Origin of the sequence: Treponema sp. C6A8, from assembly GCF_000619925.1 — a bacterium.
Taxonomy (GTDB): Bacteria; Spirochaetota; Spirochaetia; order Treponematales; family Treponemataceae; genus Treponema_D.
The window spans coordinates 22,640-48,869 of sequence record NZ_JHVB01000010.1 but is presented as its reverse complement, the minus strand read 5'-3'; the positions used below and the strand labels follow the sequence as shown (position 1 = coordinate 48,869).

Below are 26,230 nucleotides of genomic sequence, written 5' to 3'. Positions count from 1 at the left end.
GCTCCAATCCCTTGCGCTGCAAGCTCGCAGGCAGGTTTACAAGCTATATTTTTCCCGGATATTTGCTATAGCTTCGTCTACATCAGATACTTTACCTGTTTTTTAATTTTCTTCCGTAATAGCAAGTTTTGAATAAATATCATTCATAAATTTTGTAATGCCTGATTTTTTCATATATTCTTTTTCAGAAATAATTTTCTCATCAGGAGACACTTCTGACTGTAATTTTATGATTGTAAACAGATTTTGCATTGTTAATTATTTGTTCTTCTTTTTTTCTTATAATTCGAATTTCGTTGTATAGTTTTTTTTACATTGGTATCAAGATAAGGATTTTCCATAGCATATTGTGGCCAAGAATCTATATTTTTAATCCAGCCTCTATTAAATGCTTTGGCCTCAGTAATAGTATGATAACAGTAATAGAGTCTAGTTTCTTGTGTACTAGATACATAAATATACTCTATAAATTCTTCATATTTATTTCCTTCAGATACATAACTTGAACAAGAAAGAAATAATGTAGATAATAAAGTTAATACAAATAATAATCTTTTCATAATATAAATAATATAGACAAAGCCTGAACTTTATTATGAAAATGATTTTAATCAAGTATTTTGTTCAATAAATAAAAACTTCCTATAACAATTCCGCAAATACCAGCAATACCTAATAAACACATTAACATATAACCTAAAGATTCTAACATAGTTTATAGAATAGCTTTAAAATAATAGAGCCTTGGATTTTTACTTCCAAGGCTTTTAGATAATTGATTGGATTTGATTAGTTAGCATGTAAATGTGCTGCTTTATAAGAAGCAATAGCTTTATCAAAGTCAGTTTTTTTATCTTTAGGAATATGATATGAATGCATATAATCACCAGAAGAGTAAACATAATAGGTTCCAGAGTTTTGCTCATTCTTAGTTATTTCCGTAAAGCCATTTCCTGTATATTTATAATCTTGTGCTTCAGCATCTAAAATAATACATGGCTCTTCAACAGGATTTGTATTACATGTTGCTAATCTTGCAATATGTGTTTCATCATTACCACAAAGTTCTTCCAATGTCACTGTAGTCTTTCCTCCGGTGTTATTATCTGTAACAAGGGCAGGAGGATAACTAGAATTGTCATCAGTTGGCTGGGCACAACTTTGCATACCAAGTGATGCTGTTCCTATAAGTCCTGCCGCTAAAAGTGCTTTAAGCTTTGGACTAAGCTTTTCTTCCAAGCTGTCCAGCTTACCAAATTCATTATAAACTGATTCGAATATTTTACTGATTACTCTAAACATAATTATTCCCTATATGCACTATAATTTTTTTCTACAAATTCCTTAAAATGAATAAGGCCTTGCAAAGTCCTAGTATTGTTCTTGCTAACTTGTGAATACTTTGCCCCACCTTTTGAATATAAAGGAATTACACTATTAATATCTCTTGCAAGTTCATCAATACTTTTTTGTTCCCAATTAGCTACATTGTCTACAGCATCAACATAGTTTGTTATACTGTTTTGTGTATTCTTAGTTGAATGAACAGTATAGCCTAATGCCAAAAGGTATAAGTAATATCTGTTTAATAAATCCATAAAATTTTTCCCCCACAACTATGTTGCGAAAACGAGCGTAGCGAAGTTTTCGCAACATAGGATCTATGCAATCCTATGTTCAGTGTACACTGAACATTTTTCGCGAAGCGAAATTTTTAGGGGAGAATTTTTGATTGGGAAGGTTAAATTTACAATTGAAAACTTGCCCCGGCGCGAGAAACGAACAGTGCCGAAGGCAGTTGAGCGGAGCGAAACCGCGCGTTAGCAAGCTGTGAGTTGCGACTGGGAAGGGGGCATAACGCCCCGTTATCCCTTCAAACCTGCAGCCAGTTCTTTTACTTTTTCCAAAGGGAGATTTATAGCCTGCGCAATTTGTTCATGTGAGCATAGATTCATTTTAAGCAGATTAGTGGCAGATTCAATTGCCTTAGCTTCCTGTCCATCCTCAAAGGCTTCTTCCTGTTTTGCAGCGATATCATCTTCATAACTGTATTCTGCTATCAGCATATTTATAACCTCCTTGGATTTTCGTTGTAAGTATTCAGAAAGATTATCCTCAGAAATTGACTGCCTTATTGCCGTCTTAAAACTTTCCAGTTTATTTTCCGGGTCATAATTTTGGTTTACAATCTCTATAAATCTTGAATACTGCTTTAGAATATCACAATTTTTCTGTAACGGCAAATTTTCTGACTTTGAGCAGTCCAAAAACTGTAACCGTCAGTTCCAGCTTACATCATTATTAAAAGTTTTGATTAATGACTGTTCAATTCTTTTACGCTCCATGGGCGTTTCATCAACTTTATAATCACTTCCAGAAATAGCGTTATAAAGCGAAATAAAGTTTTCTTTACAGTCACGGTCTGCACCAAACAAATCCGTAAACACAGTGTCCTGAAAAGTACGATTTTTCTTTGCCATAGAAAAACTCCAGAAAAAAATAAGATTTAGAAATAATTCCTTATCTATATAATTTCCAAGAGTTTGAGGTTTTGACAAAAAACTGGCAAAAAATTTTAAGATTTTTAAATATTTTTTGCCAGTTTACTAGACAAATGTTATTATCAGTAAATTCCCAGAACTCTTACCTCTTCCGTAGCGTCCCTTAAATCTGCCAATACCTCTTCCACGTCTTTTTTGCCCTTAATGTCCGCTACCGCGAAGAACCAGTACTTCCACGGCTCTCCTCCAATCGGGCGGGATTCAAGGCGGGTAAGGTTGAGCTTGTGACTGTCAAAAACGCCAAGAGTGCGGTAGAGGGCACCGTGCTCGTTCTTTGTCTTAAAGATAAAGGTGGCATTTGAAGGCTTGCTGGACTGAATCTTGATTGCAGGGTGCTTGTCCTTGGCGGCAATCACCATAAAGCGGGTGAAGTTTCCCGGGTTGTTTTCAATGTCTTCCTGCAAAACTTCAAGGCCGTACAAAGCGGCATTATTTTCGCTCGCAATCGCCGCATTTTCCTTACTGTTCCAGTCGCGCACATTGTTTGCGGCAGTCGCAGTCGAAACTGCGTCAATTTTTTCCCAGTCTGCATGAGAATCAAGGAACTTTTTGCACTGACTCAAAGCCTGTGGGTGAGAATAAACTTTTTTTACGTCAGAAAGCTTTGCTCCCTTCACGCCAAGCAGGGCATGGCGCACGTTCAGTGTAATCGACCCGATAATTTCAACATCGGCAAAGCGGGTAAAGTTATCGTAGTTTTCGTAAATAGTGCCGGCAAGAGAGTTTTCAATCGGAACCATACCAAAATCAGATTTTCCGTCCGTAACTGCCTGGAAGATTCCCGCAAAAGAATCCTCTGCCTGAGCGCGGACATTGTCGCCGTCAAAATAGCGGTTGATTGCCTGCTCTGCATAAGCACCGCGCTTTCCGCTGAAAGAACAGATTACTTCGTGCGGCTCCTCCGATTTTTTAGTCTTAACTACCGCGTGGCTATCGTGAGCCGCTTCATCATCACGTATGTGAGCAACTGCCTTTCCCAAAACCGGCGCAAAAGCTTCTACATCGTGCATAAGCTTATCAAACTGTTCTGGAAGAAGCGCCTGAGGTCCGTCGCTCATGGCCTTTTCCGGGTGATTATGAACTTCTACAATAATGCCGTCTGCTCCGCTGGCAATTGCCGCAAGTCCCATCTGCGGAATCATACTGCGGATTCCAACCGCATGGCTCGGGTCAACAATAATCGGAAGGTGGGTAAGACTTCGTAAAACAGGAACGGCACTCAAATCCAGAGTGTTGCGGGTAGCACGCTCAAAAGTCCTGATACCGCGCTCGCACAAAATTACTTTTTCGGTGCCGCTTGAAAGCAGGTATTCCGCACTCATCAAAAGATCGTCAATTGTAGCCGCAAGACCCCGCTTCAAAATTACAGGCTTACCAAGCGCTCCGACCTTTTTCAAAAGCTCAAAGTTCTGCATGTTTCGCGCGCCAATCTGGTAAACATCCACCCCGTATTTTTCCATCACGTCCACAAGCGATGTATCAACAATTTCCGTAACGATTGGAAGACCGTACTTGTCACTTGCCTCGCGAAGGTATTTCAATCCCTCTTCGCCAAGTCCCTGAAAAGAGTAAGGCGAAGTTCTTGGCTTGTAGGCCCCTCCCCTCAGCATGACAGCCCCGCATGCCGCAACCGAAGCCGCAATTTCCATCATCTGTTCCCTGCTTTCTACCGCACATGGCCCCGCCATCGTAACTATTCTAGGCCCTCCCACGCGCACAATCTGCCCGCGGCTGTTAGGGATTTCCACAACTGTATCTTCTTTTTTATATTCTCTGCTTGCTAATTTGTAAGGTTTTGTTTCCATAGTTTATCTCCTATATAAAAATAATTGTTTGATTGAGAAAAACTATTTAAAGACAAAAAAAGCGACATTATCATTACTATGGCTTCGGCTGTCGAATCCCAGTAAAAATAATATCGCTTTAATGTCAGTATGAATCAGATGATTCAGTGCTGTATTTGAGTTTATCTTATTTCTTCTATTTTTCTTCCAGTTTTCCATGTGCTTTTACCTCCAAACGCCATATCTTTACCATTAAAAAATGCTGAAAATGCAAAGCTAAAAAAGCTAAATGAGAAAAAGTTAAAGCTTTTAAAGGAAAAATTAAAAGTCATTTTCAGCCTCCATGTAAAGATAAGCGCGCAAAAGCACACTAAAACTAGGAAAATATAGCGGATTTATTTTTCTGTGTCAAATAAATAAAAGATTTTTTCTAAAAAAAAAAGCTCCCGGTCGCAGTTCATGGTGCAAAACCGCGCAATAATGCGCTACACGTTTTTTGTGGCAAAGAAACTATAGAACAGGTCGCTTTCGCGACCACCACAAAAAAAGTGTTTTTATCCCATGAACCGCTCCCTCGTGCTAGTTTTATTAAAATTATTTATTAACGTTAAAAAAAATCCCCAGAACAAAACTTGCCCTGGGGAAAGGTTTTATTATTGGTGGATTAATTTCTGAATACAACTGCGAAGCAGTTGCTAGGAACCGCTCAATATGCTGACATTTTTAGTGGAATTGTACCGGTTCCGTAATATTGGTGGATTTATAATCCTAAAAAACTATTTTACTAAGAAGCGTTTCTGTGTGTTTCAACAATGGCGTTTTCAGAATAGAGATAGCTGAACAAAGCCTTTGCTGTGTCGTAAAGCGGATGCTTAACTGTAAGCTGGCTGTCAAATCCTACACGGTAGAGGAATGAAGCAGCGGCAGTTGTTGAGCATGGCTTCCAGAGTTTTGCGCTTTCAATGTTGAAGAATTCGCAGCGTTCAGAAGATGCAATTGCCTTGATGTGGCGGTTCATGTCGCCGATTGTCTGGCTTGCAGTTGGATTGCAAATTGAAACAAGCTGGATTCTCATTTTAGAATTAACAGATTTGAGGTAACTAATGAAATCAAGATAGAGAGAATCGAATTCTGTTGGGTTTGACTTGAAAAGTTCAATATCGTTTTCGCCAATCTGAACGATAAGAGCTTCAGCTTTCAAAGATTCTGCTGCATGTTTGAACTGTACTTTTGCATTTTTAATAGAAAGATTTTCTAGACTTGCGTTTTCAACCTTAAAGTTGAAACCGAAAGATTTGCAAAGTTCAGCAACAGGAATTACTTTTGCTGTGCTTCCTCCAAACAAAACTGTCATATCCTTTGCTTTTTCAACTTTAGGAAATCTGTAAAAATCAAAATCAAATGCTTTCATAATGTTACCTCCGTTTTTATATTTTATGCACCCAAAGTTTCACGTTTTGGATAGCTGATAACTGCTGTTCTCTTATCTAATGCACGATTTCTGAAATAAACCAGAAGATTTGTTGTAACGATTGTCAGGTTCAGGAAGTAAACAACAAGAACATAACCGACAGCATGATTCAAGAACTTTGCGATAATACCAGCAATATAACCGGTAATAATCAAAAGGATAAATGGAAGACTTGTTCCTTTTGCTGTGCGTGCTCTGTAAGCTTTAAGAACATTCAAAGGCCAAGAAAAACCAAAACAGATAAGCATAAGGCTTTCAAAAATCGGTGCTAAAGACATTTTATCTAACTCCTGTGTAAGCCCGCCGGTCAGAGCGGGCGGTGTTCTATAGCAAAGCGTTAAGAAAAATTGCGATGCAGCAATTTTTTAGCTTTACCATTTTTTAATCTTGACCTTAGTATAATCCAGTCCAAAAAATTCACAATTTTTTGAAAGAAAGAAAAATATTTTCCAAGTTTTTTTCATTTTTTTTAGTTTAAAAAGAGTTAAAAAAGCCTTAAAAAGCTATTTTGTGTTAAAATTAAAATATGAAAAATAAATCGGCAGACAATATCAGAAGAGAAATCCAGCACACTCATCTTCTTCTTATCATCATTATTACAATTCTCTTCAGTCTCGGCGGGGCCGCCATCAACGTAAATGCCCACGACAAGGCCTTCGACTTAAACCTGCAGAACACGGCAGAATTGATTTCCCGCCTTTACAGCTTTACACGGGACTATTCACCGGAAGATTTACGCTCTTATTTTGATTCAGTCGAGCAGAGCCTGCCGGAAGTTGACGTCATTTCTATTGTAGACAAAAGCCATATCAGACTTTACCACACAAATCATGCTTTAATAGGCACCCTCTACGACGGAAAAGTGCCTGACCTTACCCAGCATCAGAACGGTTTTTACACAGAAAGTGACATAGGTCCTTCCGGCCCTCAGCGAAGAACCTACTACGCCCTTTTTGACAAGGACGGAAATTACGACGGCTTTTTGATGGCAATCGTGCTTAAAACAACAATTCACTCAATTACAATCAAGACAATCATGCTTTTTGCAGCAATCACTCTTGGCGCAATTCTGATTGAGTTTTTCCTTTCAAAGGGAGTTTCCCATAAAATCAAAAAACGCCTGCTTGGTTTTGAGCCGGATACCTTTACTTCGATGTATAAAATCCGCGACAACATTCTTGAATCGATTAACGACGGAATCATCGCCATTGACCGCCACGGCAACATTCAGTTTTCAAACGGCGTTGCAAAAAAAATTCTCAACTGCTGCGGTGAAAATGAAAAAGTCGAGCTGATAAAAAAGAACGTTTTTGCAGAAAAATTCCTTATGCCTGTAATCAGCGACGGAACTTCTCAATTCGGACTTCAGGAAACTCTGGAAAATAAAACTCCGGTTCTGATTGACTGTATCCCGATTAAAGAAGAAAACAGCGTAATCGGTGCAGCGGCCATTCTTCACGACCGGACTGAATACACAAAACTGATGGAAGATCTTTCGGGCACAAAATACCTTGTTGATTCCATGCGGGCAAACAACCACGATTTTACAAACAAACTTCACGTAATCTTGGGCCTCATCCAGATCGGACAGTACGAAAAGGCTGTTTCCTACATTGAAAATATTTCTATTATTCAACGGGAAACTTTAAGCGTCATTATGCACGCCGTTGATAACGCAACCTTAGCTGCCCTTTTGATTGGAAAAATCGCCCGAAGTTCTGAATGTAATGTGCGTTTTATCCTGCGCGAGGGAATTTCTTACAAAAATTCTGACATCAACCTGCCGTCAGAAGCCCTGGTTACAATTGTCGGAAATCTGATTGATAACGCCCTGGACTCTATGAATTCAACAAATTCTGATTTACGCGAGCTGGAATTCGGAGTATTTACCCAGCCGGGCGAGCTTTTAATCACTGTAGATGATACAGGCTGCGGAATTGCCCCGGAAAATTACGAAAACGTCTTCTTAAACGGATTTTCAACAAAGGGAAAGGGACGAGGAGTTGGCCTCTACCACACAAAACAACTGATTGAAAGCCTTGGCGGAAATATAAGCTTTGAAAGTCAGGTGGGCGTAGGCACCTCATTTATGGTAACATTCAAGAAGAATGGCTCAGATTCTCAGGTGGAGGCTGAATAATGGATTCTTACAAAGTTCTGATAGTTGATGACGACCCTATGGTCGCAATGATAAACGAGCAGTATGTCTGCAAAAACAAGCAGTTCAAGGTAATCGGGAGCTGCCGCAACGGAAAAGACGCCCTGGATTTTCTTGAAGCAAATCCTACCGACCTTGTGATTCTGGACGTTTACATGCCTGATATGGACGGCATTGAAACTTTGAAAAATATCCGGCAGAAAAAAATCAGCTCCGAAGTAATTATGGTAACGGCCGCAAACGACGTTGCAACACTTGAAGACACAATGCACCTGGGCGTTATCGACTTTTTGATTAAGCCATTTGCCTATGAACGCTTTCAGATTGCGCTTGAAAAATTCCTGGCAAACCGCAAGGCCTTTAAGGATTCTGCAGTTTTGAATCAGAGCAGCGTAGACAGCATCATCACAAATACGACAAAAGCGGGCGGAAAGGAATATCCGAAAGGAATTCAGGAAAAAACCCTCAGTTTGATTCGTGATTATTTTGAAGAGAATGTTTCAAAGGACGGCTGGTGTACTGGAGAAGCAATTGCTGATAAGGTAGGCCTTTCTTCTGTAACAATCAGACGATACATGAACTTTTTGGTTGGAAGCGGTGAAGTGGAAGAAAGCATTAATTACGAAACCGGCGGAAGACCTAGTATGTTATACAGAAAAAATTAAGGCGACCCCAGGCGCGAGGCTGGAGGGGAAGTGCGAAGCACCGAACGTAGTGGAGCCCGGAAGGCGAGTTGGTAATTCAACTCGCCCATTTTTTTTCTACTTTGAAGACCAGAGACCGTGCAGATTACAGTAGGCATAGGCTTCATTTACCGTATTGCCGTCTACAACTGCAAATGTTGCCTTAGGTTCCTGGCCCGGCTTCAAAGTTTTAATGTGAATTCCCTGAGCCGACTGAAGGGCAATCCATTCGATATAGTGCTTGTCTTCCATTGGGTGGGCAACCGAACCAACGTTAATTTCTACAATATTGTCATGAGTTGTTACTACAGGAACATGCTTTTCAACTGCACCGTCAGTAGTTCCGGCGTGAAGCTCTACCATTTCCTCGCCGCAGCAGATTGTTGGAACATCTGTTTCCTTAAGAATTGCAATAACTTTGCCACAATGTTTGCACTTAAAAAATCTCATTTTCATATTCGTCTCCTTAAAACTAAAATATGCTATATAGCAATAATTATAAATGAAAAATCGGGAAACGCTAGAATTTCTTTTATAAAAGTTTTTTATGCCGGCGCTTTTTATCACCAAGCCAGGCTTTCATAATTTCTGAAAGCCTGGCTTCAGTAATAACTTTACTAATCTGCTTCAATTAATTTTAAAATTTCTGCCTGATCCGGCATTACGCAAAGGGCCCCCTTCCTTGTAGTGATCAGGGAAGAAGCCGCATTTGCAAACCTCAGCATCGCCCCCATTCTTTCCATAGAAAAGTCTTCATAGCCATTTTTAAGTATTTCATGCAGTATGCAGGCGCAGAAAGTATCGCCGGCTCCTGTTGTATCAATTGTTTTTACATTTGAAAAAGTTTCAGCCTCGAGGAAAAGCTCGCTTCCATCCTTTCCAAGATAAGAAGAAGCGCTTCCATGCTTTCCCATTGTGACAGTAATCAAAGGAATTTTATTTTTTTCCCTGATTGCGGAGATTCCCTTTTTTATATCCTTTTCGCCTGTGATGAATTCAAGTTCATCCTCAGAAATTTTAAGAATATTGCAGACAGAAATTCCATACCAGATGCGCTCTTTTGCCTTTTCAAGGGAATCCCAGAGGGGCTTGCGAAGATTCGGATCAAATGAAATTAAAAGTCCTGCATTTTTTGCCTTTTCCAGAGCAAATTCTGTGGCTTCGTTTATAACAGGATTTGTCATGGAAAGAGTCCCAAAATGGAAAATACGGGCATTTTTAAAAGCCTCAGCCTTAATACTCTCTTTTTTCAAAAAAGCATCAGCGCCGGTTTTCCGGTAAAAAGAAAAATCCCTGTCGCCATCCGGGGCTGTGTGAACAAAAGCCAGAGTAGTATTGTATTCATCAGACAAAATAAGATTTGATACATCAATTCCGATTGCGGAAACTCTGTCCTTCAGCATTTTTCCGAACATATCATTTCCGACTTGTCCAAGAAAAGCAGTTTTATGCCCCAGTTTTGTAAGCATGGCAAGCACGTTGCAGGGAGCTCCGCCTGGATTTGCTTCCATCATCCAGTTGCCGGCCTGACTTATTCCATTCTGCGTAAAATCAATCAAAAGCTCACCAAGAGCAATTACATCATTTTTCATTTAGTTCTTCTCCTGAATTTTCCAGAAATCATAAGTGAGTGACTGATTTGTACCGTTTTCAATGACTAAATCAGATAAAACATCACTCATAAAAAAAATATTGGTAAAAGTCATAATTCCGTCATTTATAAAAACTTCCAGCGAACAGGTATCACAGATTATCTGAAATTTAAATTTTCCGCCGGTCTGGCTGTTTTCCCCGCCGGCATTTTCCTCAGTTCTGATTTTTGCCTTTCTATAAGGAATTTTTCCCGCAACAAGGCTTTCTGATCTGTCAAAAGAAATGGATTTATCATCCAGATTGATTTTGAGCATCACTTTTTCAGTCCCGCCCGCGAGACTCAGATTTATCTGACCAGAAGCGGACTGACTTTTAAGATCCAGTTCAAAATGCCTCCTGGCCTTTTTAAAAATACATTCATTTTTGCCGCCGGCAATTTCTCCTGCCCTGGCATCAGACTTCCAGCTTTCAAGCTCCCTTACAGGCTTCTGGTAAAGCCTTCCATTTTTTAAGGAAAGCTCGCGGGGCAGAGTCATCATTCCCGACCAGATGTAATTTTCCGGTGTAATATAAGATTCCCAGGCCTGCATCCAGGCTGTCATAATAAGGCGGCCGTCAGAAAGCTGCAGACTTTCAGGGGCATAAAAATCAATTCCATAATCAACAAGGGCGGCAGTATAATTATTTTCAGGACGACGCTCGCGGGTAAAAATGCATTTTTCGTAATCCAGTTTTCCGCTTACATAAATGCTGTTGTTGCCATCGTGAAAGCCAAGCTGATAATTTTCCTTCATCTCCTGAGGTGAAAATATCAGAAGCTCTTTTCCATTTACTACAGAAATATCCGGACATTCCCACATAGTGCTGAGTCCGTCACGACTTGAATCAATCACGCCTTTGTAAGTCCATTTTTTTGCATCCGCTGATTCAAACATTACAAGACAGCCTTTTCCGTCCTTCTGCTTAAGTCCGCAAATCATATAGATTTTTCCATCTTTCTTCCAGATTTTTGGATCGCGGAAGTGGGCATGAATATAATCAAAAGGAATATCGCGTGCAGTAATTACAGGCTGACTGCTGACTTTTTTGTAATTTTTTCCATCCCCAAAGGCTAAACACTGGTTCTGAACTTCACCTTCTTCATTTTCAGAAACTCCGGTATAGGCAAGGAGGTGCTTTCCTTCATATTCAATTGCCGTCCCGGAAAAACAGCCTTTAAAATCAGCCTCACAGTCAGGAGCAAGGGCTACCGGCTCCAGCTGCCATTTAAGAAAATCGCCAGATGTAACGTGGCCCCAGTGCATGGGCCCCCACTGTGTTGAATATGGATGATACTGATAAAAAAGATGAATTTTACCAGCAAACTCAGAAAAGCCGTTGGGGTCATTACACCAGCCGCCGGGAGTTGCAAAATGAAAAAGAGGCCTCTGGTCTTTAATTTCCTCTGATGTCGCAATAATGCCAGTCAATTCATCCTGTTTTTTCTGAGCCTTCAATAATGTGTCAGTCATAAAATTATCCCTTAACCGCCGAAGAACCGACTGATTCTATAAAGTTTCGCTGGAAAATAATAAAAAGCACAAGAACCGGCAGAAGCATTACAACGCTAGCCGCCATAAGCTGATCCCAGTAAATATCTCCGCCTGTTCCTGTAAAAGACGAAAGTGCAACAGACATAGGGCGCACCTTCTGGTCAGTTGTAACAAGCAGCGGCCACAAATACTGATTCCACATATCCATTCCCTGAAGAATACAGACTGTGATAATCGGGGCTTTATTCATCGGAAGATAAATGTCCTTAAAAATCTGCCAGAAAGAAGCTCCTTCCAGCTCGGCATTTTCCGAAAGCGAAACAGGAATCTCCTTAAAATAATTATAAAAAAGATAGATGTAAAGCGGACTTGCCACAAAAGGAAGAATCTGCACGGAAAAAGTATCCGTAATCCCCCATGAAGAAACCTGATACATCAAAGGCAGCATGATTGCTTCCATCGGAATAATGTAAAGCGAAAGAACTACAAGAAAGATAAATTTCTTGATTTTAAGCTTTCCCCTCTGAAGGGCATAACCTGCCATGGAACAGACTATCGAAGTCAGCACGACAGTAACCGAAAGTACGATTATAGAATTAATAAATGAACGGCCAAAATTCTGAACTGACTCAAAAAGCACTTCTTTAAAGTTGTGTAAAGTCGGATGCAGAACAAAAAAGGCCTTAAGGCTTCCCATATCACGCATAATTTCATATCTGTCATCCTTGAGCGAAGAAATGAACATGAGGAAAATCGGAGTGATAATCAGAAGTCCAAGAATAAATAGAAAGCCTGCAAAATATAAATCTTTTTGTCTATTTCTTACCATAATAATATCTCCAGTTCAGCTAGTCCCGTGATTTTTCTTCTTTTCCACGCAAAAGCTTATTTTGAACAAGGAAAATCACAAGAATCAAAAGGAAGAGAATTACAGAAGCGGCCGAAGCATAGCCGATTTTTTGTCCTGTAAATCCGCTCTGATATATATAATGAACAAGGGTATTTGTGGCACCGTTAGGACCACCCTTTGTCATGATATTTACCTGAGTAAAAAGTTTTAAAGCCTGAATTGTTGTAATAATAAGAACAAGGGTGTTTGTTTCTTTCAGGGCTGGCCAGGTGATATTGAAAAAAATCTGACGGGAATTTGCACCATCAATATTTGCAGCCTCATATAGTGAAGAAGGAATGCTCTGCAAGGCACCAAGATAAACAATCATCTGAAAACCGAAAGCCTGCCAGGCAGAAAGCAGAGTAATTGCAATCAGGGCTGAATTTTTATTTCCCAGCCAGTCTAAAGGTTTTCCAAGACCAAGAGTACAAACTTTAAGGGCAAGATTTGCAATACCGTCCGGATACTGATAAATAGATTTCCAGATTACGGCTACAATAACCATTGGAGTAATATATGGAAGAAAAAACATGCTCCTCAAAAAGCTTTTGATAAATCTGACTCTGTTCAGTGCATTTGCCATCAAAAGGGCAAAGCCGCACTGCAGGGGAATTACCATAAGCGTAAATAGAATTACGTTTTTAAAAGCCTGCCAGAAGCTTATATCCTTAAAAATCTGAATATAATTTCTTAATCCTATAAATTTGGCCGGAACCATAGGATTTGGAATCAGCTTTTGATTTGAAAGCGAAAGGCCGAAAGCTGAAAAAAAAGGCGCAACCATAAAAATAATGAGCAGTACGCAGGCCGGAAGAAGCATTAAGATTTCCTGCCGGATATTCTTTTCCCCAAGGGATTTAAATACTGAGTTCTTCATATTTTACTCTCTGAAAAAAAATTAGAGGGAAGTCCCGGAAAAATCAGGAGGTTAATTCTTCCGGGATAGTTTTAATTATTATTACTTTCCAAATGGAGGATATCCGCCGTTATCGCTGATGTCTTCATCAATTTTCTGGGCAGCCTTATCAAGTTCAGTCTTGATGTCAGCGCCGTTAAGAACAGCTTCAAATGCATCAGAGAAAGCAAGTGTGATTGTCGGATAAGCTGGATGGTTAGGACGGCTTACAGCGTAGTTTGACTGCTCATAAGCAATAGCCATTTTTGCAGGATCCATATAAGTTTCACAGCGGGCTGCAAACTTTTTCAATGCAGGATAGCAGGCATTTGCTTCCATAGCATCAAGGAAGTCTGTATCAGTCATCATAAAGCTCAGGAATTTTCCGGCTTTATCAGCTTTTTTACTTGTTGCAGAAATACCCCAGATCCAGGTTGCGTTTGGAGTACGAGTTCCCTTTCCAAAGTTAGGAAGAGGAAGGGCAATTACTTCGTCACCCATAGCAGCTTCACAGGTAAGGAAGTTCCAGTTTCCGTTCCATGCAATAGCTGTCTGACGCTTGTCATTGTAAAGGGTGTTTTCTCCGGCAGATTTTGGAACAATCCAGCCCTTTGTACCCCATTTCTGGAAGTATTTCAAAACATTTACTGATTCAGGACTATTCAAAGTTCCGTCAGCCTTCCATGTTGCGCGGTCAATAAGATCAGAACCACCGGAAGCAAGACATTCATAGAAAGCATAAGTTCCCCATTCAGAACCCGCAATATTCCATGCCCACATCAAATCAAGAGGCCATGTAACTTCAGGAAGGGCAGCAAGTTTTGTAAGGATGTCGTCAAATTCTTCAATTGTCCAGGCATCTTCTACCGATTTTGGAATTCTTGCACCAATTTTATTAAGATATGTTTTATTACAGTAAAGTAATACTGTTGAATCTGCATAACTGATGGCATAAAGCTTATTGTCTACAGGATAAGTACACTGAGCAATGTTAGAAGGTGTCATATCTTTTATGATTTCTGAATCGATATAAGGCTCTACGCACTGAATAACGCCTGACCATGCAAGGCTTGCCAGAACAGGACCATCAACACTGATGATATCAGGCACATTTTTGTTTTTAATAAAGCTTGCAAGCTTAGATGTATAAGAATCGTGAGGAGTGTACAAAAGCTCAACATTAATTCCAGTCTGTTTTGTAAATTTTTCTGAGCAGGCCTTGATTGCGGCCTGTTCAGAATCCGAACCCTGGAACATAATGCTGATTGAATTTGATTTACCAGACTTTTTACATCCCGTAAAAACCGATACAGCCAGTAAAGCTGCACACAAAATTAGATTCGTTTTTTTCATAAAATTCTCCATAATTTACTTTTCATAATAAAAGGAAGCCGGCCAAGCCTTAGGATTCCCTTTTTACAAGAGACGGATGGAAGATAATGCTTTGCGGACATTTTTCCCCATTCTTCCCTTCTTTTATTTTGCGGCACAAAAGATTAAAGCTTTCGGCGGCTATTTCTTCCAGCGGCTGACTGATTGAAGTCAGAGTCGGATAAGCCATGTCGCATATCATTGTATTGTCAAAACCTACTAGACTAAGCATGTCTGGAATTTTGACATTGTTTCTGTGGGCAGCTCTGATTGCACGAACCGCAAAAAGGTCATTTACACAGAAAAGACCGGTTTTCCGGTCAGAAAGCTTTTTCTGCATAAAATAATCCATCTGACCTGAGGCTTCATCAAAATTTGTAGAATACCAGTCGTTGTCACCAAAGGTCTGAATTTTTTCCTCTGCAATTCCTTCTTTCAGCAGTTCCTCTTTAAATCCTGTAAATTTTTCATCATCTTTTCGGCCGAAAAAGAAAAATGACTCACAGTGATTTTCAAGTAAATGCCTTGCAGCCAGAGCACCACCTTCCTGATGATCAATGCAGACAGAATTCAAGCCTTCAATATTCTGGCTCATTACGACAACCGGGAAGGTCGCCTGAGTTAGAACCGGAATTGATTCTGACTTATACTTTGTCATGGCAATAAACATTCCGTCTGCCTGACGTGCCATCATTTTGTTTACAATGTCCTTTTCCTTTTCACTGTCACCCTTGGAGTTAAAGAAAATCATTGAATAGCCATGACCCACGCACTGATTTTCGATTTCTGAAAGAAGTCGTGAAAAGTAAGGGTTTTCTACATCCGGAAGAATTACGGCAATAAGTCTGGATTTTCCTGCGGCCATGGTTCTCGCAGTTTCATTCGGGAAAAAGCCGGATTGGCGGACCAACTCCATGACGCTTTCCTTCGTTTTTTCAGAAACCTTATCGCTTCCGTTTAATACCCTTGATACTGTGGCAAGAGAAACTCCCGCAGCATCAGCCAGTTCCTGCATTGTAGTTATCTGTGTAAGCGCTTTCATAGTTAAAATGTAAACGCTTACATTTTGTCTGTCAAGTTTTTTTTTCGAAATCCGGCTGAATTTTTGACATTTGAAAAAATGCCGGACCTAAAAACAGAAATTTCTCGCACGCCAGCCGCTTTAATGCTATATTTATATACGCATATTTTTAGTTTTTATAGGGGCATTTTATGGCAAGTCCAAAAGAAAAGTTTTATGAGGTTCAGGCTGCCGGGATTATCAAAAATCTCAGCAAACGCAAGATGGAAGGTTTTTACTGCGCAAATGTCGAGGAAGCAAAAAAGAAGCTTTGCGAACTTCTGGCACACACAGAGGAAGGCCAGTCAGAAAAGAAATCAGTTGCTTACGGCGGCTCGATGACTCTGGACGAAAACGGATTTAAGGACGCTGTAAAAGCAGCCGGTCACGAACTGATTGTCCGCGAAGATTACAAAACAGCAGAAGAAATAAAAGAGCTCAAGGCAAAAACTGTAAATGCCGACGCCTTTTTGATGAGCACAAACGCCATTACTCTGGACGGCGAACTTATAAATATTGACGGTCGCGGAAACCGTGTAAGCTTTTTGATTTACGGCCCTGAAAGTGTAATCGTAATTGCAGGAATGAATAAGGTTGTTACAAATGTGGAAGATGGTATCCGCCGCGTACGTAACATTGCTACACCGCCTAACTGCATCCGCCTTGACTGCAAGACCCCTTGCGCCGTAACAGGCAAATGCGGCGAGTGCTTCGGCGACTCAATCTGCTGCCAGTTCGTAGTAACCAGAATGAGCCGCGTACCGGGCCGCATCAAAGTGATTTTAGTTGGGGAAGAGTTAGGATACTAGGAAGAAAAAACTGGCGCGAGGGAACGTAGCGTGGAGCAAAAACACTCTGAGTGTTGTGACCGCGTGAGCGGTCAATTCTATAGTTTCTTTGCAACAATCAGCGTGTAGCGCATTATTGCGCGGTTTTGAACCATGCTTTGTGACCGGGAGCCAATTTTAAAGTTGATTAAAACAACTTAAGACTTGCTCCTACCGAGAACATGAACAATTTCTTGCTTAAGTCGATGTCATATCCTGATTTTGTATAAGTTGTATCAAAATACTTAACCCAGGTTCCACCGGCAGTAATTGTAAGGATTTTAATTGGCTTGATTTCTGCACCAAAACCAATCTGGAAGCTGTCCAGAATCGGGTTGAATACATTGTTTGCAGAGCTTGTTGTTCCCTGTTTACCGTAAGCAAATCCACCACTTACAAGAACGAAATCGTTGATTTTGTAGTCTGCGCCAAGAGCGATTTCGAATGAATCATCATAAGAGTTTGTTCCGATTACAGAATCACAGTCAGCTGATTTATTGAAGTAGTAGTTGAAGCTTGTACTCAAATAAAGAGGCTCGATTACGCGGTAACCTAGGCCAAGGTTCAATACAGTCGGAATATCTGAGTGGAAAGTTGTATCTTCTGTAATTCCGTTATCACCAATCTGAGCGGCAATTTTCTTTCCTGTTACGCTGTTTACTTCGTACTTCATTTTTGTAATTACCTGAAGCTGAGCAGCCAAATCAAGTTTTTCAAAAAGACGAACGTGAGCACCGAATACAGGACTTACACCAAAGGCGAATGACTTACAGCTTACTTCGTTTCCTTCACCAGAAATAGCATTGAAATATGGGCTTTCAAGGGTAAGTTTCTGGTCACCCTGCAAAAAGCGAACTGCGGCAGAAAGTGAAATAAGGTCGAAGAGATTGTAAGCAAGACCAATCTGCTCACCATAAGTGATTGAAGAAATTGTGAGGGAGTGGTTTAATGCAGCTTTTTAAAGGTTCTGTGCCTGTGTTCCATATTTTGCATAATTAGCCATATCATTTTTAGCATAGGCTGTAGCAGCAGCAGTTTTTGCCTCGCCAGCTTTTCCCAAGAATGCCAGTGCAGTTACGCTTGTTCCTTCTGAATATTCAAGCTTACCACCACCGGCATAAATTCCGAAGTTTCCGAAGAAAGCGAAATTATTCCATTTATAAACGATGTCGATATTCGGGTAGAACCAAACGATTGTTTCATCATTTGATTTTGTTCCATCTTTAACAAGAACGGCACCTGAAGAAGGATCTTTTACATTTGTTGCAATAGTATTTGAGTACTCCTTAAAAATGAACTGGTTTCCAGCTTCAATGTGAAGACCTTTTTCCATAAAGCCTGTACCGGCAATGTTATAGAAGGAAGATTCAGGGCGTTCTGCTTCTACGTTGCGGCTTGGGTTACGAAGATAACCTGTGCTCATGTTTGTTTTGTTTTCAATTCCACCTGCAAAAGCGAATCCGGTAACAAGTGCACCGGCAAATAATAAAGCAATTGATTTTTTCATAGTTTTCCCTTTAATCAGATATAAATAGATTGTTATTATGACATTAATTGTCTTTATGTCATTATGACAAATGGTATCAAAAGTGTCATAATAAAGTCAAGTATTTGTAAGTGCGAAAATGCTTTCGCGTGGAACCGTGCTTTGCTTCACCAGCTTTTCGCTCGCCGCAAGCTACGCTTGCTCTGTAGGCTTATTTACGCGTTGTATTTCCCTTATCGCGAAAAAAGCTTAGCAAAGCGCGAACCCACGCTGCGCATTTTCTAATCTTCAAAGTCTTTCTATAGTATTGTGAAAATACTTAATTCTCTTTAATATAATTAAAAAATCACTTTTCGAGGCAATTTATGGAACAGTCTATCAACACAAAATGCGTTCAGGCAGGTTATACACCTAAAAACGGCGAGCCACGCCAGATTCCTATCATTCAATCTACAACTTTTAAGTACGACACCAGCGAGGACATGGGAAAACTTTTTGACCTTGAGGCCAGCGGTTATTTTTATTCACGGCTTCAGAACCCGACAAATGATTATGTTGCGGCTAAGATTGCAGCTTTGGAAGGGGGCTCTGCGGCTATGCTTACTTCAAGCGGTCAGGCTGCAAACTTTTTTGCCCTTTTCAACATCTGCGAAGCAGGAAGCCATATCGTAGCATCCTCTTCAATTTACGGCGGAACCTTCAATTTGATAGCCGTAACCCTCAAAAAAATGGGAATTGATTCAACTTTTGTTTCTCCAGATGCAAGCGAAGAAGAATTGAACAAGGCTTTCCAGCGCAATACCCGCGCCGTTTTTGGCGAAACAATCGCTAACCCTGCTTTGACAGTTCTGGATATTGAAAAATTTGCCAAGGTTGCTCACGAACACGGAGTTCCTCTTATCGTGGACAACACTTTCCCTACACCTGTAAACTGCCGCCCGATTGAATGGGGTGCTGACATCGTTACTCACTCAACTACAAAATACATGGACGGACACGGAGCAGCAGTCGGCGGCGTTGTAGTAGACAGCGGAAAATTCAACTGGATGGCACATGCAGACAAATTCCCTGGCCTTTGTACTCCGGATGACAGCTACCACGGAATTACTTATGCTGAGCGCTTCGGTCAGGCGGGCGCCTTCATCACAAAAGCAACAGCTCAACTTATGCGCGATTTGGGATGTATTCAGTCGCCTCAGTCGGCATTCATTTTGAACCTTGGACTTGAATCACTTCACGTTCGCATGCCTCGCCACGTAGAAAACGGACAGGCAGTTGCTGAATTCCTGGAAAAACAGCCTCAGGTTGCAAGCGTAAGCTACCCGGGACTTCCAAGCAACAAATATTACAAACTTGCACAGAAATATCTGCCAAACGGCGGCTGTGGTGTAGTAAGCTTTGAATTGAAAGGCGGCCGCGCAGCAGCAGAAAAGTTCATGAAGAACCTTAAGCTTGCCGCAATCGAAACTCACGTTGCAGATGCCCGCACCTGCTGTCTGAATCCTGCAACTTCAACTCACCGCCAGATGACCGACGAGCAGCTTGCCGCCGCAGGAATTCCTGCAGGCCTTGTAAGAATGAGCTGTGGATTGGAAGACAAAAACGATTTGATTGCCGACATCAAAAACGCACTTGCGGCTATCTAGATAAAGCTGAAAGTGGCGCGAAGGAGTGTAGCGTGTGACAAAAACACTCTGATTGTTGTGACCGCGTGAGCGGTCAATTCAATAGTTCCTTTGCAACAATCAGCGTGTAGCGCGATATCGCGCGATTTTGGCATACGCTACACGACTGGGAGCCACATTTAGGTTGATTCTTTTATCGACCCCAAGTGAGGATTAAGTCGTAGTTATCTTCGCGCACTTCAAAGTACGGATTCTTTTCACCACAAGTAGGACAGAATTCAGGAGCAACAGGGCCAGTTACGATGTGACCGCAAACCAGGCACTCCCAAACCTTAATTTTTCCGTTCTTAATCTGCTCTTTTGTATCTTCGTCCTTCAAAAGTGAACGATAGCGCTCTTCGTGGCGTTTTTCAATTTCAGCAACAGCGCGGAATTTTGCAGCCAGCTCAGGGAAACCTTCCTTTTCAGCAGTTTCTGCAAAGCCAACATACATGTCAGTCCATTCATAGTTTTCGCCGTCAGCCGCATTTTTCAAGTTTGTAGTTGTGTCGTTAATTCCAGCAAGTTCCTTCAGCCAAATTTTAGCGTGATTTTCCTCGTTGAGGGCAGTTTTTTCAAAAACTTTTGCAATCTTGTCGTTGCCTTCTTTTTCCGCAACCTGAGCAAAATAAGTGTATTTGTTACGAGCCTGCGATTCTCCCGCAAAAGCCGCCAAAAGATTTTTTTCAGTCTGTGTGCCAGTGTACTTTCCCATAGTTGTTTCTCCTGTGTCAGCGAGCCGCTCAAAGCCCGCACTATTAATATGTTAAAATCAATTATAGCACGGGAATTTAGGAAAGCAAAATTTTTAGCAGCCTATTTCCGCATGCTCATCTGCTTGAACATATTTCTCTTTCGGAAGCGTTCGATTGAATTTCCGAAGGTTTTAGTCCATACATAGCCGAAGTTACTGTTTAAAAAGTTCAGGCAGTTTTTGCAGACATAGTAGCCGTGTACGTAAGAGTGGTTGTAAATCGGCATGAAAAGGAAAATGCTGCTGCCTTCGGTTATCATTTTTGACGGCACAAGATCCCGCACATTCAAAATCTCGCGCGGATATTTTTTGTCATTCTGAATTGAAGCAATAGCCTGAACCTGAGTTCCATAGGAAAGATTTTGCGGCAGTTTTTCTTCAGTGTTAATCAAAACGCTGGACCAGTCCGCTTTCAAAAAGATACAGAAATCCGACCCTTCAAAAAGATGCGACTTCTGAAAAAGTCCTTCCAGATTTGTAAGCAGGGAAAATACGTCGGTAGCCTCAGAAAAAGTGTCGTTCAGCATTTCAATCTGAGTATTGAACTTTTCCTTCTGGTTCAAATTATCGACAATTTCCAGCGCGTAAGATTTTCCGCCAGGAGCAGACTTGCCTTCGCAGCCGCAGGAAGCCCTGTACAAGGCTGAACTTTTAATCTTAAGCATCTGAGTTTCGCCGGTCGGATTCAGCACCCGGTTCGCCGCCTCAAAACCAACCTGCTCGGCGTTACTTCGTACCGTCGTAATTGAAGGTACAACTGTCTTTCCCCATGCAGTATCACCATAGCCAATCACCTTAATCTGGTCAGGCACCTTCACACCGCGTTCTTCACAAATCTTCATTACCGCAAGCGCGATATAATCGTTTGCGCAGACAACCGCCTGAGGTTTAGTCGCCCCAGCCTTCATCGCAGTCATGAGATATTCATAGGCATCGTTATAGCTGCTGGTCGGAATTGTGTGGATATTTTCTACATTAATAGGAATATTATTATCATTGAGCGCCGTCCTGTAAGCCTTGTAGCGCTCCGCAATATCAATAGAAGTTTCCTTTCCGCCAATCCAGGCAAAATCTGTCAGCCCGTGGTCTTTTATCAGATGAGTCATCAGCTCATAGGCGCCGGTGTAGTTATCAACCTTAAGGCAGCTGATATCCTTCATAGCAAGATTAATCGAAATTGCAGGCTTCCCCGCCGCCAGGATTTTCTGCCTCTCCTTTTCCAGCACGCGGGCATTCTGAATAAGGTCGGAAAGGATAATAACCCCATCGTAATCCTCATAATTTATCAGATTATAAATCGAAAATCCCGAATTGTTGATGTAGCCGTTAAATTCGACGTAGTTGTAGCAGTTAAAAACGTAAACGTCCGTGTCCTTTTCGTCCACAGCCCGCTTAATTCCGCTGATAAAATCTGTCAAAAAATCATACGACCAGCCGCAGCTTAGCACCGCAAGTTTTTTCTTCATTCTTAAATTTTCGCACGGAATGAGGATTTGTCAAATTTTTTATTGGGGCGGGTTCTGTCACCCAGTCGCAATTCGGCGCTTGCTACGCGCGGTGCTTCGCAGCAAAGCAGCTTCGCACTGCCTGACGGCACGCCTCATTTCTCCCGCCAGGCGGCATTTTAAAATCTTAGTTAAAAACTCCTAAGCAAATTAACCATTTCGATAGCGCCGGCAGCACATTCAGCGCCTTTGTTGCCGGCTTTGCTGCCTGCACGCTCGATTGCCTGCTCGATGTTATCAGTTGTAATTACACCAAACATTACCGGCACTCCGTTTTTAACGCTGGCCTGGGCTACGCCCTTAGAAACTTCAGCACAGACATAATCATAATGACTTGTAGAACCGCGGATAACAGCCCCTACTGCAATTACAGCGTCGTATTTTCCGCTGGCAGCCATTTTGTCAGCCGCAAGAGGGATTTCGAATGCGCCCGGAACCCATGCCGCTGTAATGTTGTTTTCATTAACACCGTGGCGTACAAGTCCGTCCACCGCGCCCCCCAGCAGCTTGTTCACAATAATTTCGTTAAATCGCGACGCAACGATTCCTACCTTCATGCCTGCCGGTGCAACCAGCTTTCCTTCTAATAAATGCATATTAAATCCTCCTACAACTTGCGTGCTAATGCGCGCAAGTTAAGCAAATGTACGGGTTATTCGGAAGTTGTAAAATTTCATTACAACATTTGCAAAATGTGACCCATCTTATCCCGCTTGGTAATCATGTAGAACAAATCATACTTCTGCGGTGTGATTTCAATAGCTTCACGGCGTTCAACCTTAAGTCCAAAGCCGTCCAGACCGTAAATCTTCTGCGGATTGTTTGTCAAAAGTCTCAGCGATTTGCAGCCCAAATCACGCAAAATCTGAGCGCCAATCCAGTATTCACGCAAATCCGGCTTAAAGCCCAGCTTTACGTTTGCTTCAACTGTGTCGTAGCCCTGCTCCTGCAAGGTGTAGGCCTTAAGCTTGTTTATCAGCCCGATTCCGCGTCCTTCCTGACGCATGTAAAGAATAACTCCCCTGCCTTCGTCGTTTACCCGCTTCATTGCAGCCTTCAGCTGAGGACCGCAGTCGCAGCGCTGGGAACCAAAAACGTCGCCGGTCAAACATTCAGAATGGACACGGCAGAGAACGCCCTCACCGTCTCCGATTTCGCCTTTTACAAGGGCAACGTGGTGCTCGCCGGTCAAATCGTTTACATAGCCGTAAATATCAAAATCACCGAACTCAGTCGGCAGCTTTGCCTTTGCCTCGCGTACAACGTGCTTTTCATTCACACGAAGGAAGTCCTGCAGGGCTGCAATCGTGATGATTTTCATTCCAAAGCGCTTGGCAAGTTCAAAAAGGCCGTCCTGGCGCATCATAGTGCCGTCTTCCGCCATAACTTCGCAGCAAAGTCCGCATTCTTTAAGGCCTGCTAAGCGGCAAAGGTCTACGGTTGCTTCGGTGTGCCCGTTACGAACAAGAACGCCACCTTTCCGCGCGATAAGGGGGAACATGTGGCCGGGGCGGCGGAAGTCTTCGGCGCGGGAAGCTTCGTCTACGCAGGCGCGGGCAGTAATTCCGCGTTCCACAGCACTGATTCCCGTCGTTGTAGAAACATGGTCTACGCTTACCGCAAAGGCGGTTCCGTGATTATCGGTGTTCAGCGCTACCATCGGGGAAAGACCAAGTTTTTCTGCGCGCTCAGCGCTCATCGGCATGCAGATAAGGCCCTTTGCATAACTTGCCATCATATTCACGTTTTCTGTGGTGGCAAATTCAGCGGCGCAAATCATATCACCTTCGTTTTCCCGGTCTTCGTCGTCAGTTACAAGAATGATTTTTCCTGCCCGCAAATCCGCCAGGGCTTCTTCAATTGTATTAAAGTTATTTTCCATATATACATGGGTAAAAGCAGTATAAATAATTTCATCTAAAAGTTGGCTCCCGGTCGCGTAGCGTGGTTCAAAACCGCGCGATATCGCGCTACACGTATTGTGTGGTAAAGTAACTATCAGACCTGCCGCTCACGCGGCAGCCACACAATAAGTGTTTTTGCCCCACGCTCCGCTCCCTCGCGCCAGCTTTACGTAGAGTATTTCTACCGCCTCTTACCCTTCTCCTAGCCATGTTAATAATTTTTCTTCGCGCTCGCTCTGGAGTCTTTGCGCTGCACTTCCCCCCAGCAGCCGCTCCACGTACTTGGCGATTATGTCGTTCTCCAGATTCACGCTGTCTCCTGCACGCTTTTCGCCCAGCGTAGTTTCCCCAAGCGTGTGGGGAATAATGCTGATGCTAAAGTCCGAATCGCTGACGCTAACCACAGTCAGGCTGATTCCGTCTATCGTTATCGAGCCTTTTTCTACAATCAACTGCAGGATTTTTTCATCAGCCGCAATCCAGAAGCGGACTGCATTTCCGTCATTTTGAATTTTTGTTATTTTTCCCCTTCCGTCGATGTGACCGCTCACAATATGACCGCCAAAACGTCCGTCAGCTGCCATAGCGCGTTCAAGATTTACATGACTTCCCGCAGTCAGCTCTCCAAGATTTGAGCGGGAAAAGGTTTCAGGCATTACGTCAGCATAAAATCCGCCCTGGGTCAGCCTTGTAACCGTAAGGCAGACTCCGTTCACAGCAATAGAATCGCCGATATGAGTTCCGTCTAAAATTTTATCTGCTTTAATAAAAAAAGAGGAGGCATCGCATTTTGCTACGACGCCCACAGTTTCAATTATTCCCGTGAATGACATATTCTTACGGGGAAATAGTACGATATAAAACTAATTTAATCAATATAGTTTTATATAAAACTTAATAAAGATTGCGCATTCCTACACCAAAAATCCACTTGCCTTCTTTTTCCCAGGAGTCAGCATTGTGATTGTAAGACCAATCCCATTGGTAGAAAACTCCAGTCTTAATTCGCATATCAGCCTTACCAATATTAATCAGAGAACCGCCAAACTTAAGGCTTAATTTGTCATACTTATTGGAGGTAGCAGTCTGGAATTTTAATTCATTGGTCAGCTCATATTCGTCAATATGTTTTCTTTCATACATAAATCGTCCAGAGACTGCAAAAGCATTAAAAAGACTGAAAACAAGATTTGTATCAAAATAGTTTTCCGCAAATCCTTTTCCGTTGACTGTATCTCTGATAGAAACATTGGCAGGCGGGATTACAGTAGAAGACTCAAGACGCTTGTAATAATTAACATCTATGCTAACATCAGTATTGAACCAGTAAAAATATAAAGGAGCATAAAGAGCATCTACAGTAACCGAAAATATTTTACTGACAGGCACATTAAATGATGTTGAATAATAAGGCCGGATTATATATCTTTTTTCACTTTCCGACATTTCAAAAAGAAAAAGAATATCCTCATCAGGATAAGCAGAACCTCTTCCCTCTTTTTTCAGTGTCACATCCCCATTTTCAAATTCCATTCGGAAATTCATACCTGGTTCAATTGTAAAATAGGATTTTTTTTCCATTCCAACATTAACCTGCTTTCCCCAGGGAATAAGCTTAAAATCAATAGCCTTGTCTTCCTTTTCGAACTTAGAAACATAGGAAGAAGGAATATTCTTATAGGATTTATGATCTATATCCAGTGTAGTTCCATAATTAAAGAGCAGTCTAGAAAAAATCTGTTTTTCATCAGACCAGCGGTATTTTAGATTGAAATATGTAAGGCTTCCGTGCAGGGTCGGTTCACAGCCTAAATCATAGCCAAAAGGAAGATGCATGAAGAAATTTGCTGTACGAACAAAAAAATTAGGCTTTTTCTGAGGCGCTTCTGAAACAGCCTGACCAGGTTGACTTTCACTTTCCTCTTCTATTACAGCCTCGTCTACCTCGCCCATTTCCTGAGCATAAAGCTGCCCCGAAAGAGCTAGTGAGAAAAAACAAAATCCTAAAGCAAAAAAATGTCGAATTTTCATAAAAAATCCCAAACTTTATATAATTTGTTATATACAGAGTAAGTGGCGGATTTGTTTTT

The 26,230-nt window shown here is 41.6% G+C and carries 29 protein-coding genes; 4 read left to right on the top strand and 25 right to left on the bottom strand.

Annotated features, from left to right (window positions below; genetic code table 11):
- Nucleotides 1–102: 102 nt before the first annotated feature.
- The 10 genes from T530_RS15140 to T530_RS0109370 form a co-directional block, all read right to left on the bottom strand.
- Nucleotides 103–252, bottom strand: coding sequence for a hypothetical protein (locus T530_RS15140; RefSeq protein WP_156011606.1), 150 nt, complete (start codon nucleotides 250–252; stop codon nucleotides 103–105).
- Between the two features lie 2 nt (nucleotides 253–254).
- Nucleotides 255–560, bottom strand: coding sequence for a hypothetical protein (locus T530_RS14075; RefSeq protein ID WP_038074327.1), 306 nt, complete (start codon nucleotides 558–560; stop codon nucleotides 255–257).
- 229 nt (nucleotides 561–789) lie between these two features.
- Nucleotides 790–1,302 (bottom strand): hypothetical protein, encoded by a 513-nt coding sequence (locus T530_RS0109405; protein WP_027728788.1) that lies wholly within the window; start codon nucleotides 1,300–1,302, stop codon nucleotides 790–792.
- Between the two features lie 2 nt (nucleotides 1,303–1,304).
- Nucleotides 1,305–1,598 carry a hypothetical protein gene (locus tag T530_RS0109400; protein WP_027728787.1) on the bottom strand — a complete coding sequence of 98 codons (294 nt, stop codon included), beginning with the start codon at nucleotides 1,596–1,598 and terminating at the stop codon, nucleotides 1,305–1,307.
- A 267-nt stretch (nucleotides 1,599–1,865) separates the two neighbouring features.
- Entirely contained in the window at nucleotides 1,866–2,066 is a 201-nt protein-coding gene (locus tag T530_RS15135) for a hypothetical protein (protein ID WP_027728786.1), read from the bottom strand.
- Between the two features lie 213 nt (nucleotides 2,067–2,279).
- Entirely contained in the window at nucleotides 2,280–2,480 is a 201-nt protein-coding gene (locus tag T530_RS0109390; RefSeq protein WP_027728785.1) for a hypothetical protein, read from the bottom strand.
- 143 nt (nucleotides 2,481–2,623) lie between these two features.
- The gene (gene aroF, locus T530_RS0109385; protein WP_027728784.1) at nucleotides 2,624–4,366 is read right to left on the bottom strand and encodes a 3-deoxy-7-phosphoheptulonate synthase; all 1,743 of its coding nucleotides are present in this window, start codon (nucleotides 4,364–4,366) and stop codon (nucleotides 2,624–2,626) included.
- Between the two features lie 161 nt (nucleotides 4,367–4,527).
- Nucleotides 4,528–4,677: a hypothetical protein gene (locus T530_RS15130; protein ID WP_156011604.1), complete on the bottom strand. Its 150-nt coding sequence runs from the start codon at nucleotides 4,675–4,677 to the stop codon at nucleotides 4,528–4,530.
- 452 nt (nucleotides 4,678–5,129) lie between these two features.
- Complete coding sequence (locus T530_RS0109375; RefSeq protein WP_027728783.1) at nucleotides 5,130–5,756, bottom strand: SGNH/GDSL hydrolase family protein; 627 nt, start codon at nucleotides 5,754–5,756, stop codon at nucleotides 5,130–5,132.
- Nucleotides 5,757–5,779: 23 nt separating this feature from the next.
- The gene (locus tag T530_RS0109370; protein WP_027728782.1) at nucleotides 5,780–6,094 is read right to left on the bottom strand and encodes a hypothetical protein; all 315 of its coding nucleotides are present in this window, start codon (nucleotides 6,092–6,094) and stop codon (nucleotides 5,780–5,782) included.
- Nucleotides 6,095–6,342: 248 nt separating this feature from the next.
- Between T530_RS0109370 and T530_RS0109365 the strand changes: the two genes are divergently transcribed.
- Nucleotides 6,343–7,956: a sensor histidine kinase gene (locus T530_RS0109365; RefSeq protein ID WP_027728781.1), complete on the top strand. Its 1,614-nt coding sequence runs from the start codon at nucleotides 6,343–6,345 to the stop codon at nucleotides 7,954–7,956.
- On the top strand, nucleotides 7,956–8,639 hold the full coding sequence (locus T530_RS0109360) for a response regulator (RefSeq protein ID WP_038074325.1): 684 nt from the start codon (nucleotides 7,956–7,958) through the stop codon (nucleotides 8,637–8,639). Before T530_RS0109365 ends, T530_RS0109360 begins: the two co-directional genes overlap by 1 nt.
- Before the next feature lie 96 nt (nucleotides 8,640–8,735).
- Here T530_RS0109360 and T530_RS0109355 read toward each other — a convergent pair whose 3' ends face one another.
- The 7 genes from T530_RS0109355 to T530_RS0109320 form a co-directional block, all read right to left on the bottom strand.
- Nucleotides 8,736–9,113, bottom strand: a complete 378-nt coding sequence (locus tag T530_RS0109355; RefSeq protein WP_027728779.1) for a desulfoferrodoxin family protein — start codon at nucleotides 9,111–9,113, stop codon at nucleotides 8,736–8,738.
- 161 nt (nucleotides 9,114–9,274) lie between these two features.
- Nucleotides 9,275–10,249, bottom strand: a complete 975-nt coding sequence (locus T530_RS0109345) for a carbohydrate kinase (protein ID WP_027728778.1) — start codon at nucleotides 10,247–10,249, stop codon at nucleotides 9,275–9,277.
- The gene (locus T530_RS14065) at nucleotides 10,250–11,761 is read right to left on the bottom strand and encodes a GH32 C-terminal domain-containing protein (RefSeq protein ID WP_051537924.1); all 1,512 of its coding nucleotides are present in this window, start codon (nucleotides 11,759–11,761) and stop codon (nucleotides 10,250–10,252) included.
- Nucleotides 11,762–11,765: 4 nt separating this feature from the next.
- Nucleotides 11,766–12,611, bottom strand: coding sequence for a carbohydrate ABC transporter permease (locus T530_RS14060; protein WP_051537923.1), 846 nt, complete (start codon nucleotides 12,609–12,611; stop codon nucleotides 11,766–11,768).
- A gap of 19 nt (nucleotides 12,612–12,630) precedes the next feature.
- Nucleotides 12,631–13,551, bottom strand: coding sequence for a carbohydrate ABC transporter permease (locus tag T530_RS0109330; RefSeq protein ID WP_027728777.1), 921 nt, complete (start codon nucleotides 13,549–13,551; stop codon nucleotides 12,631–12,633).
- A gap of 81 nt (nucleotides 13,552–13,632) precedes the next feature.
- A complete protein-coding gene (locus tag T530_RS0109325; RefSeq protein WP_027728776.1) occupies nucleotides 13,633–14,922 on the bottom strand; it encodes an extracellular solute-binding protein in 1,290 nt (429 codons plus the stop codon).
- 49 nt (nucleotides 14,923–14,971) lie between these two features.
- Nucleotides 14,972–15,982, bottom strand: a complete 1,011-nt coding sequence (locus T530_RS0109320; protein ID WP_027728775.1) for a LacI family DNA-binding transcriptional regulator — start codon at nucleotides 15,980–15,982, stop codon at nucleotides 14,972–14,974.
- A gap of 170 nt (nucleotides 15,983–16,152) precedes the next feature.
- Between T530_RS0109320 and T530_RS0109315 the strand changes: the two genes are divergently transcribed.
- Nucleotides 16,153–16,809: a lactate utilization protein gene (locus T530_RS0109315; protein WP_027728774.1), complete on the top strand. Its 657-nt coding sequence runs from the start codon at nucleotides 16,153–16,155 to the stop codon at nucleotides 16,807–16,809.
- A 166-nt stretch (nucleotides 16,810–16,975) separates the two neighbouring features.
- Here the strand turns inward: T530_RS0109315 and T530_RS0109310 are convergent, their stop codons facing one another.
- Together T530_RS0109310 and T530_RS0109305 are read right to left on the bottom strand one after the other, a co-directional pair.
- The gene (locus T530_RS0109310) at nucleotides 16,976–17,731 is read right to left on the bottom strand and encodes an OmpP1/FadL family transporter (protein WP_371180456.1); all 756 of its coding nucleotides are present in this window, start codon (nucleotides 17,729–17,731) and stop codon (nucleotides 16,976–16,978) included.
- A 54-nt stretch (nucleotides 17,732–17,785) separates the two neighbouring features.
- Nucleotides 17,786–18,334, bottom strand: coding sequence for a hypothetical protein (locus tag T530_RS0109305; protein WP_027728772.1), 549 nt, complete (start codon nucleotides 18,332–18,334; stop codon nucleotides 17,786–17,788).
- Between the two features lie 344 nt (nucleotides 18,335–18,678).
- On the opposite strand from T530_RS0109305, the gene T530_RS0109300 reads away from it, so the two are divergent.
- A complete protein-coding gene (locus T530_RS0109300; RefSeq protein WP_027728771.1) occupies nucleotides 18,679–19,959 on the top strand; it encodes an O-acetylhomoserine aminocarboxypropyltransferase/cysteine synthase family protein in 1,281 nt (426 codons plus the stop codon).
- 172 nt (nucleotides 19,960–20,131) lie between these two features.
- Here T530_RS0109300 and rbr read toward each other — a convergent pair whose 3' ends face one another.
- The 6 genes from rbr to T530_RS0109270 form a co-directional block, all read right to left on the bottom strand.
- Nucleotides 20,132–20,692, bottom strand: coding sequence for a rubrerythrin (rbr, locus tag T530_RS0109295; protein ID WP_027728770.1), 561 nt, complete (start codon nucleotides 20,690–20,692; stop codon nucleotides 20,132–20,134).
- A 101-nt stretch (nucleotides 20,693–20,793) separates the two neighbouring features.
- Nucleotides 20,794–22,197, bottom strand: coding sequence for a substrate-binding domain-containing protein (locus T530_RS0109290; protein WP_027728769.1), 1,404 nt, complete (start codon nucleotides 22,195–22,197; stop codon nucleotides 20,794–20,796).
- Nucleotides 22,198–22,367: 170 nt separating this feature from the next.
- Nucleotides 22,368–22,832: a 6,7-dimethyl-8-ribityllumazine synthase gene (gene ribE, locus T530_RS0109285; RefSeq protein WP_038074321.1), complete on the bottom strand. Its 465-nt coding sequence runs from the start codon at nucleotides 22,830–22,832 to the stop codon at nucleotides 22,368–22,370.
- A gap of 80 nt (nucleotides 22,833–22,912) precedes the next feature.
- Nucleotides 22,913–24,118, bottom strand: a complete 1,206-nt coding sequence (locus T530_RS0109280; RefSeq protein ID WP_027728767.1) for a bifunctional 3,4-dihydroxy-2-butanone-4-phosphate synthase/GTP cyclohydrolase II — start codon at nucleotides 24,116–24,118, stop codon at nucleotides 22,913–22,915.
- A 213-nt stretch (nucleotides 24,119–24,331) separates the two neighbouring features.
- The gene (locus T530_RS0109275; RefSeq protein WP_038074318.1) at nucleotides 24,332–24,973 is read right to left on the bottom strand and encodes a riboflavin synthase; all 642 of its coding nucleotides are present in this window, start codon (nucleotides 24,971–24,973) and stop codon (nucleotides 24,332–24,334) included.
- Nucleotides 24,974–25,034: 61 nt separating this feature from the next.
- Entirely contained in the window at nucleotides 25,035–26,171 is a 1,137-nt protein-coding gene (locus tag T530_RS0109270) for a hypothetical protein (RefSeq protein WP_027728765.1), read from the bottom strand.
- Between the last annotated feature and the right edge of the window lie 59 nt (nucleotides 26,172–26,230).

Bases quoted from the DNA above. Each gene is read 5' to 3' on its own strand.
- T530_RS15140 (WP_156011606.1), bottom strand. From the start codon at position 252: ATGCAAAATCTGTTTACAATCATAAAATTACAGTCAGAAGTGTCTCCT.
- T530_RS14075 (WP_038074327.1), bottom strand. From the start codon at position 560: ATGAAAAGATTATTATTTGTATTAACTTTATTATCTACATTATTTCTT.
- T530_RS0109405 (WP_027728788.1), bottom strand. From the start codon at position 1,302: ATGTTTAGAGTAATCAGTAAAATATTCGAATCAGTTTATAATGAATTT.
- T530_RS0109400 (WP_027728787.1), bottom strand. From the start codon at position 1,598: ATGGATTTATTAAACAGATATTACTTATACCTTTTGGCATTAGGCTAT.
- T530_RS15135 (WP_027728786.1), bottom strand. From the start codon at position 2,066: ATGCTGATAGCAGAATACAGTTATGAAGATGATATCGCTGCAAAACAG.
- T530_RS0109390 (WP_027728785.1), bottom strand. From the start codon at position 2,480: ATGGCAAAGAAAAATCGTACTTTTCAGGACACTGTGTTTACGGATTTG.
- aroF (WP_027728784.1), bottom strand. From the start codon at position 4,366: ATGGAAACAAAACCTTACAAATTAGCAAGCAGAGAATATAAAAAAGAA.
- T530_RS15130 (WP_156011604.1), bottom strand. From the start codon at position 4,677: ATGACTTTTAATTTTTCCTTTAAAAGCTTTAACTTTTTCTCATTTAGC.
- T530_RS0109375 (WP_027728783.1), bottom strand. From the start codon at position 5,756: ATGAAAGCATTTGATTTTGATTTTTACAGATTTCCTAAAGTTGAAAAA.
- T530_RS0109370 (WP_027728782.1), bottom strand. From the start codon at position 6,094: ATGTCTTTAGCACCGATTTTTGAAAGCCTTATGCTTATCTGTTTTGGT.
- T530_RS0109365 (WP_027728781.1), top strand. From the start codon at position 6,343: ATGAAAAATAAATCGGCAGACAATATCAGAAGAGAAATCCAGCACACT.
- T530_RS0109360 (WP_038074325.1), top strand. From the start codon at position 7,956: ATGGATTCTTACAAAGTTCTGATAGTTGATGACGACCCTATGGTCGCA.
- T530_RS0109355 (WP_027728779.1), bottom strand. From the start codon at position 9,113: ATGAAAATGAGATTTTTTAAGTGCAAACATTGTGGCAAAGTTATTGCA.
- T530_RS0109345 (WP_027728778.1), bottom strand. From the start codon at position 10,249: ATGAAAAATGATGTAATTGCTCTTGGTGAGCTTTTGATTGATTTTACG.
- T530_RS14065 (WP_051537924.1), bottom strand. From the start codon at position 11,761: ATGACTGACACATTATTGAAGGCTCAGAAAAAACAGGATGAATTGACT.
- T530_RS14060 (WP_051537923.1), bottom strand. From the start codon at position 12,611: ATGGTAAGAAATAGACAAAAAGATTTATATTTTGCAGGCTTTCTATTT.
- T530_RS0109330 (WP_027728777.1), bottom strand. From the start codon at position 13,551: ATGAAGAACTCAGTATTTAAATCCCTTGGGGAAAAGAATATCCGGCAG.
- T530_RS0109325 (WP_027728776.1), bottom strand. From the start codon at position 14,922: ATGAAAAAAACGAATCTAATTTTGTGTGCAGCTTTACTGGCTGTATCG.
- T530_RS0109320 (WP_027728775.1), bottom strand. From the start codon at position 15,982: ATGAAAGCGCTTACACAGATAACTACAATGCAGGAACTGGCTGATGCT.
- T530_RS0109315 (WP_027728774.1), top strand. From the start codon at position 16,153: ATGGCAAGTCCAAAAGAAAAGTTTTATGAGGTTCAGGCTGCCGGGATT.
- T530_RS0109305 (WP_027728772.1), bottom strand. From the start codon at position 18,334: ATGAAAAAATCAATTGCTTTATTATTTGCCGGTGCACTTGTTACCGGA.
- T530_RS0109300 (WP_027728771.1), top strand. From the start codon at position 18,679: ATGGAACAGTCTATCAACACAAAATGCGTTCAGGCAGGTTATACACCT.
- rbr (WP_027728770.1), bottom strand. From the start codon at position 20,692: ATGGGAAAGTACACTGGCACACAGACTGAAAAAAATCTTTTGGCGGCT.
- T530_RS0109290 (WP_027728769.1), bottom strand. From the start codon at position 22,197: ATGAAGAAAAAACTTGCGGTGCTAAGCTGCGGCTGGTCGTATGATTTT.
- ribE (WP_038074321.1), bottom strand. From the start codon at position 22,832: ATGCATTTATTAGAAGGAAAGCTGGTTGCACCGGCAGGCATGAAGGTA.
- T530_RS0109280 (WP_027728767.1), bottom strand. From the start codon at position 24,118: ATGGAAAATAACTTTAATACAATTGAAGAAGCCCTGGCGGATTTGCGG.
- T530_RS0109275 (WP_038074318.1), bottom strand. From the start codon at position 24,973: ATGTCATTCACGGGAATAATTGAAACTGTGGGCGTCGTAGCAAAATGC.
- T530_RS0109270 (WP_027728765.1), bottom strand. From the start codon at position 26,171: ATGAAAATTCGACATTTTTTTGCTTTAGGATTTTGTTTTTTCTCACTA.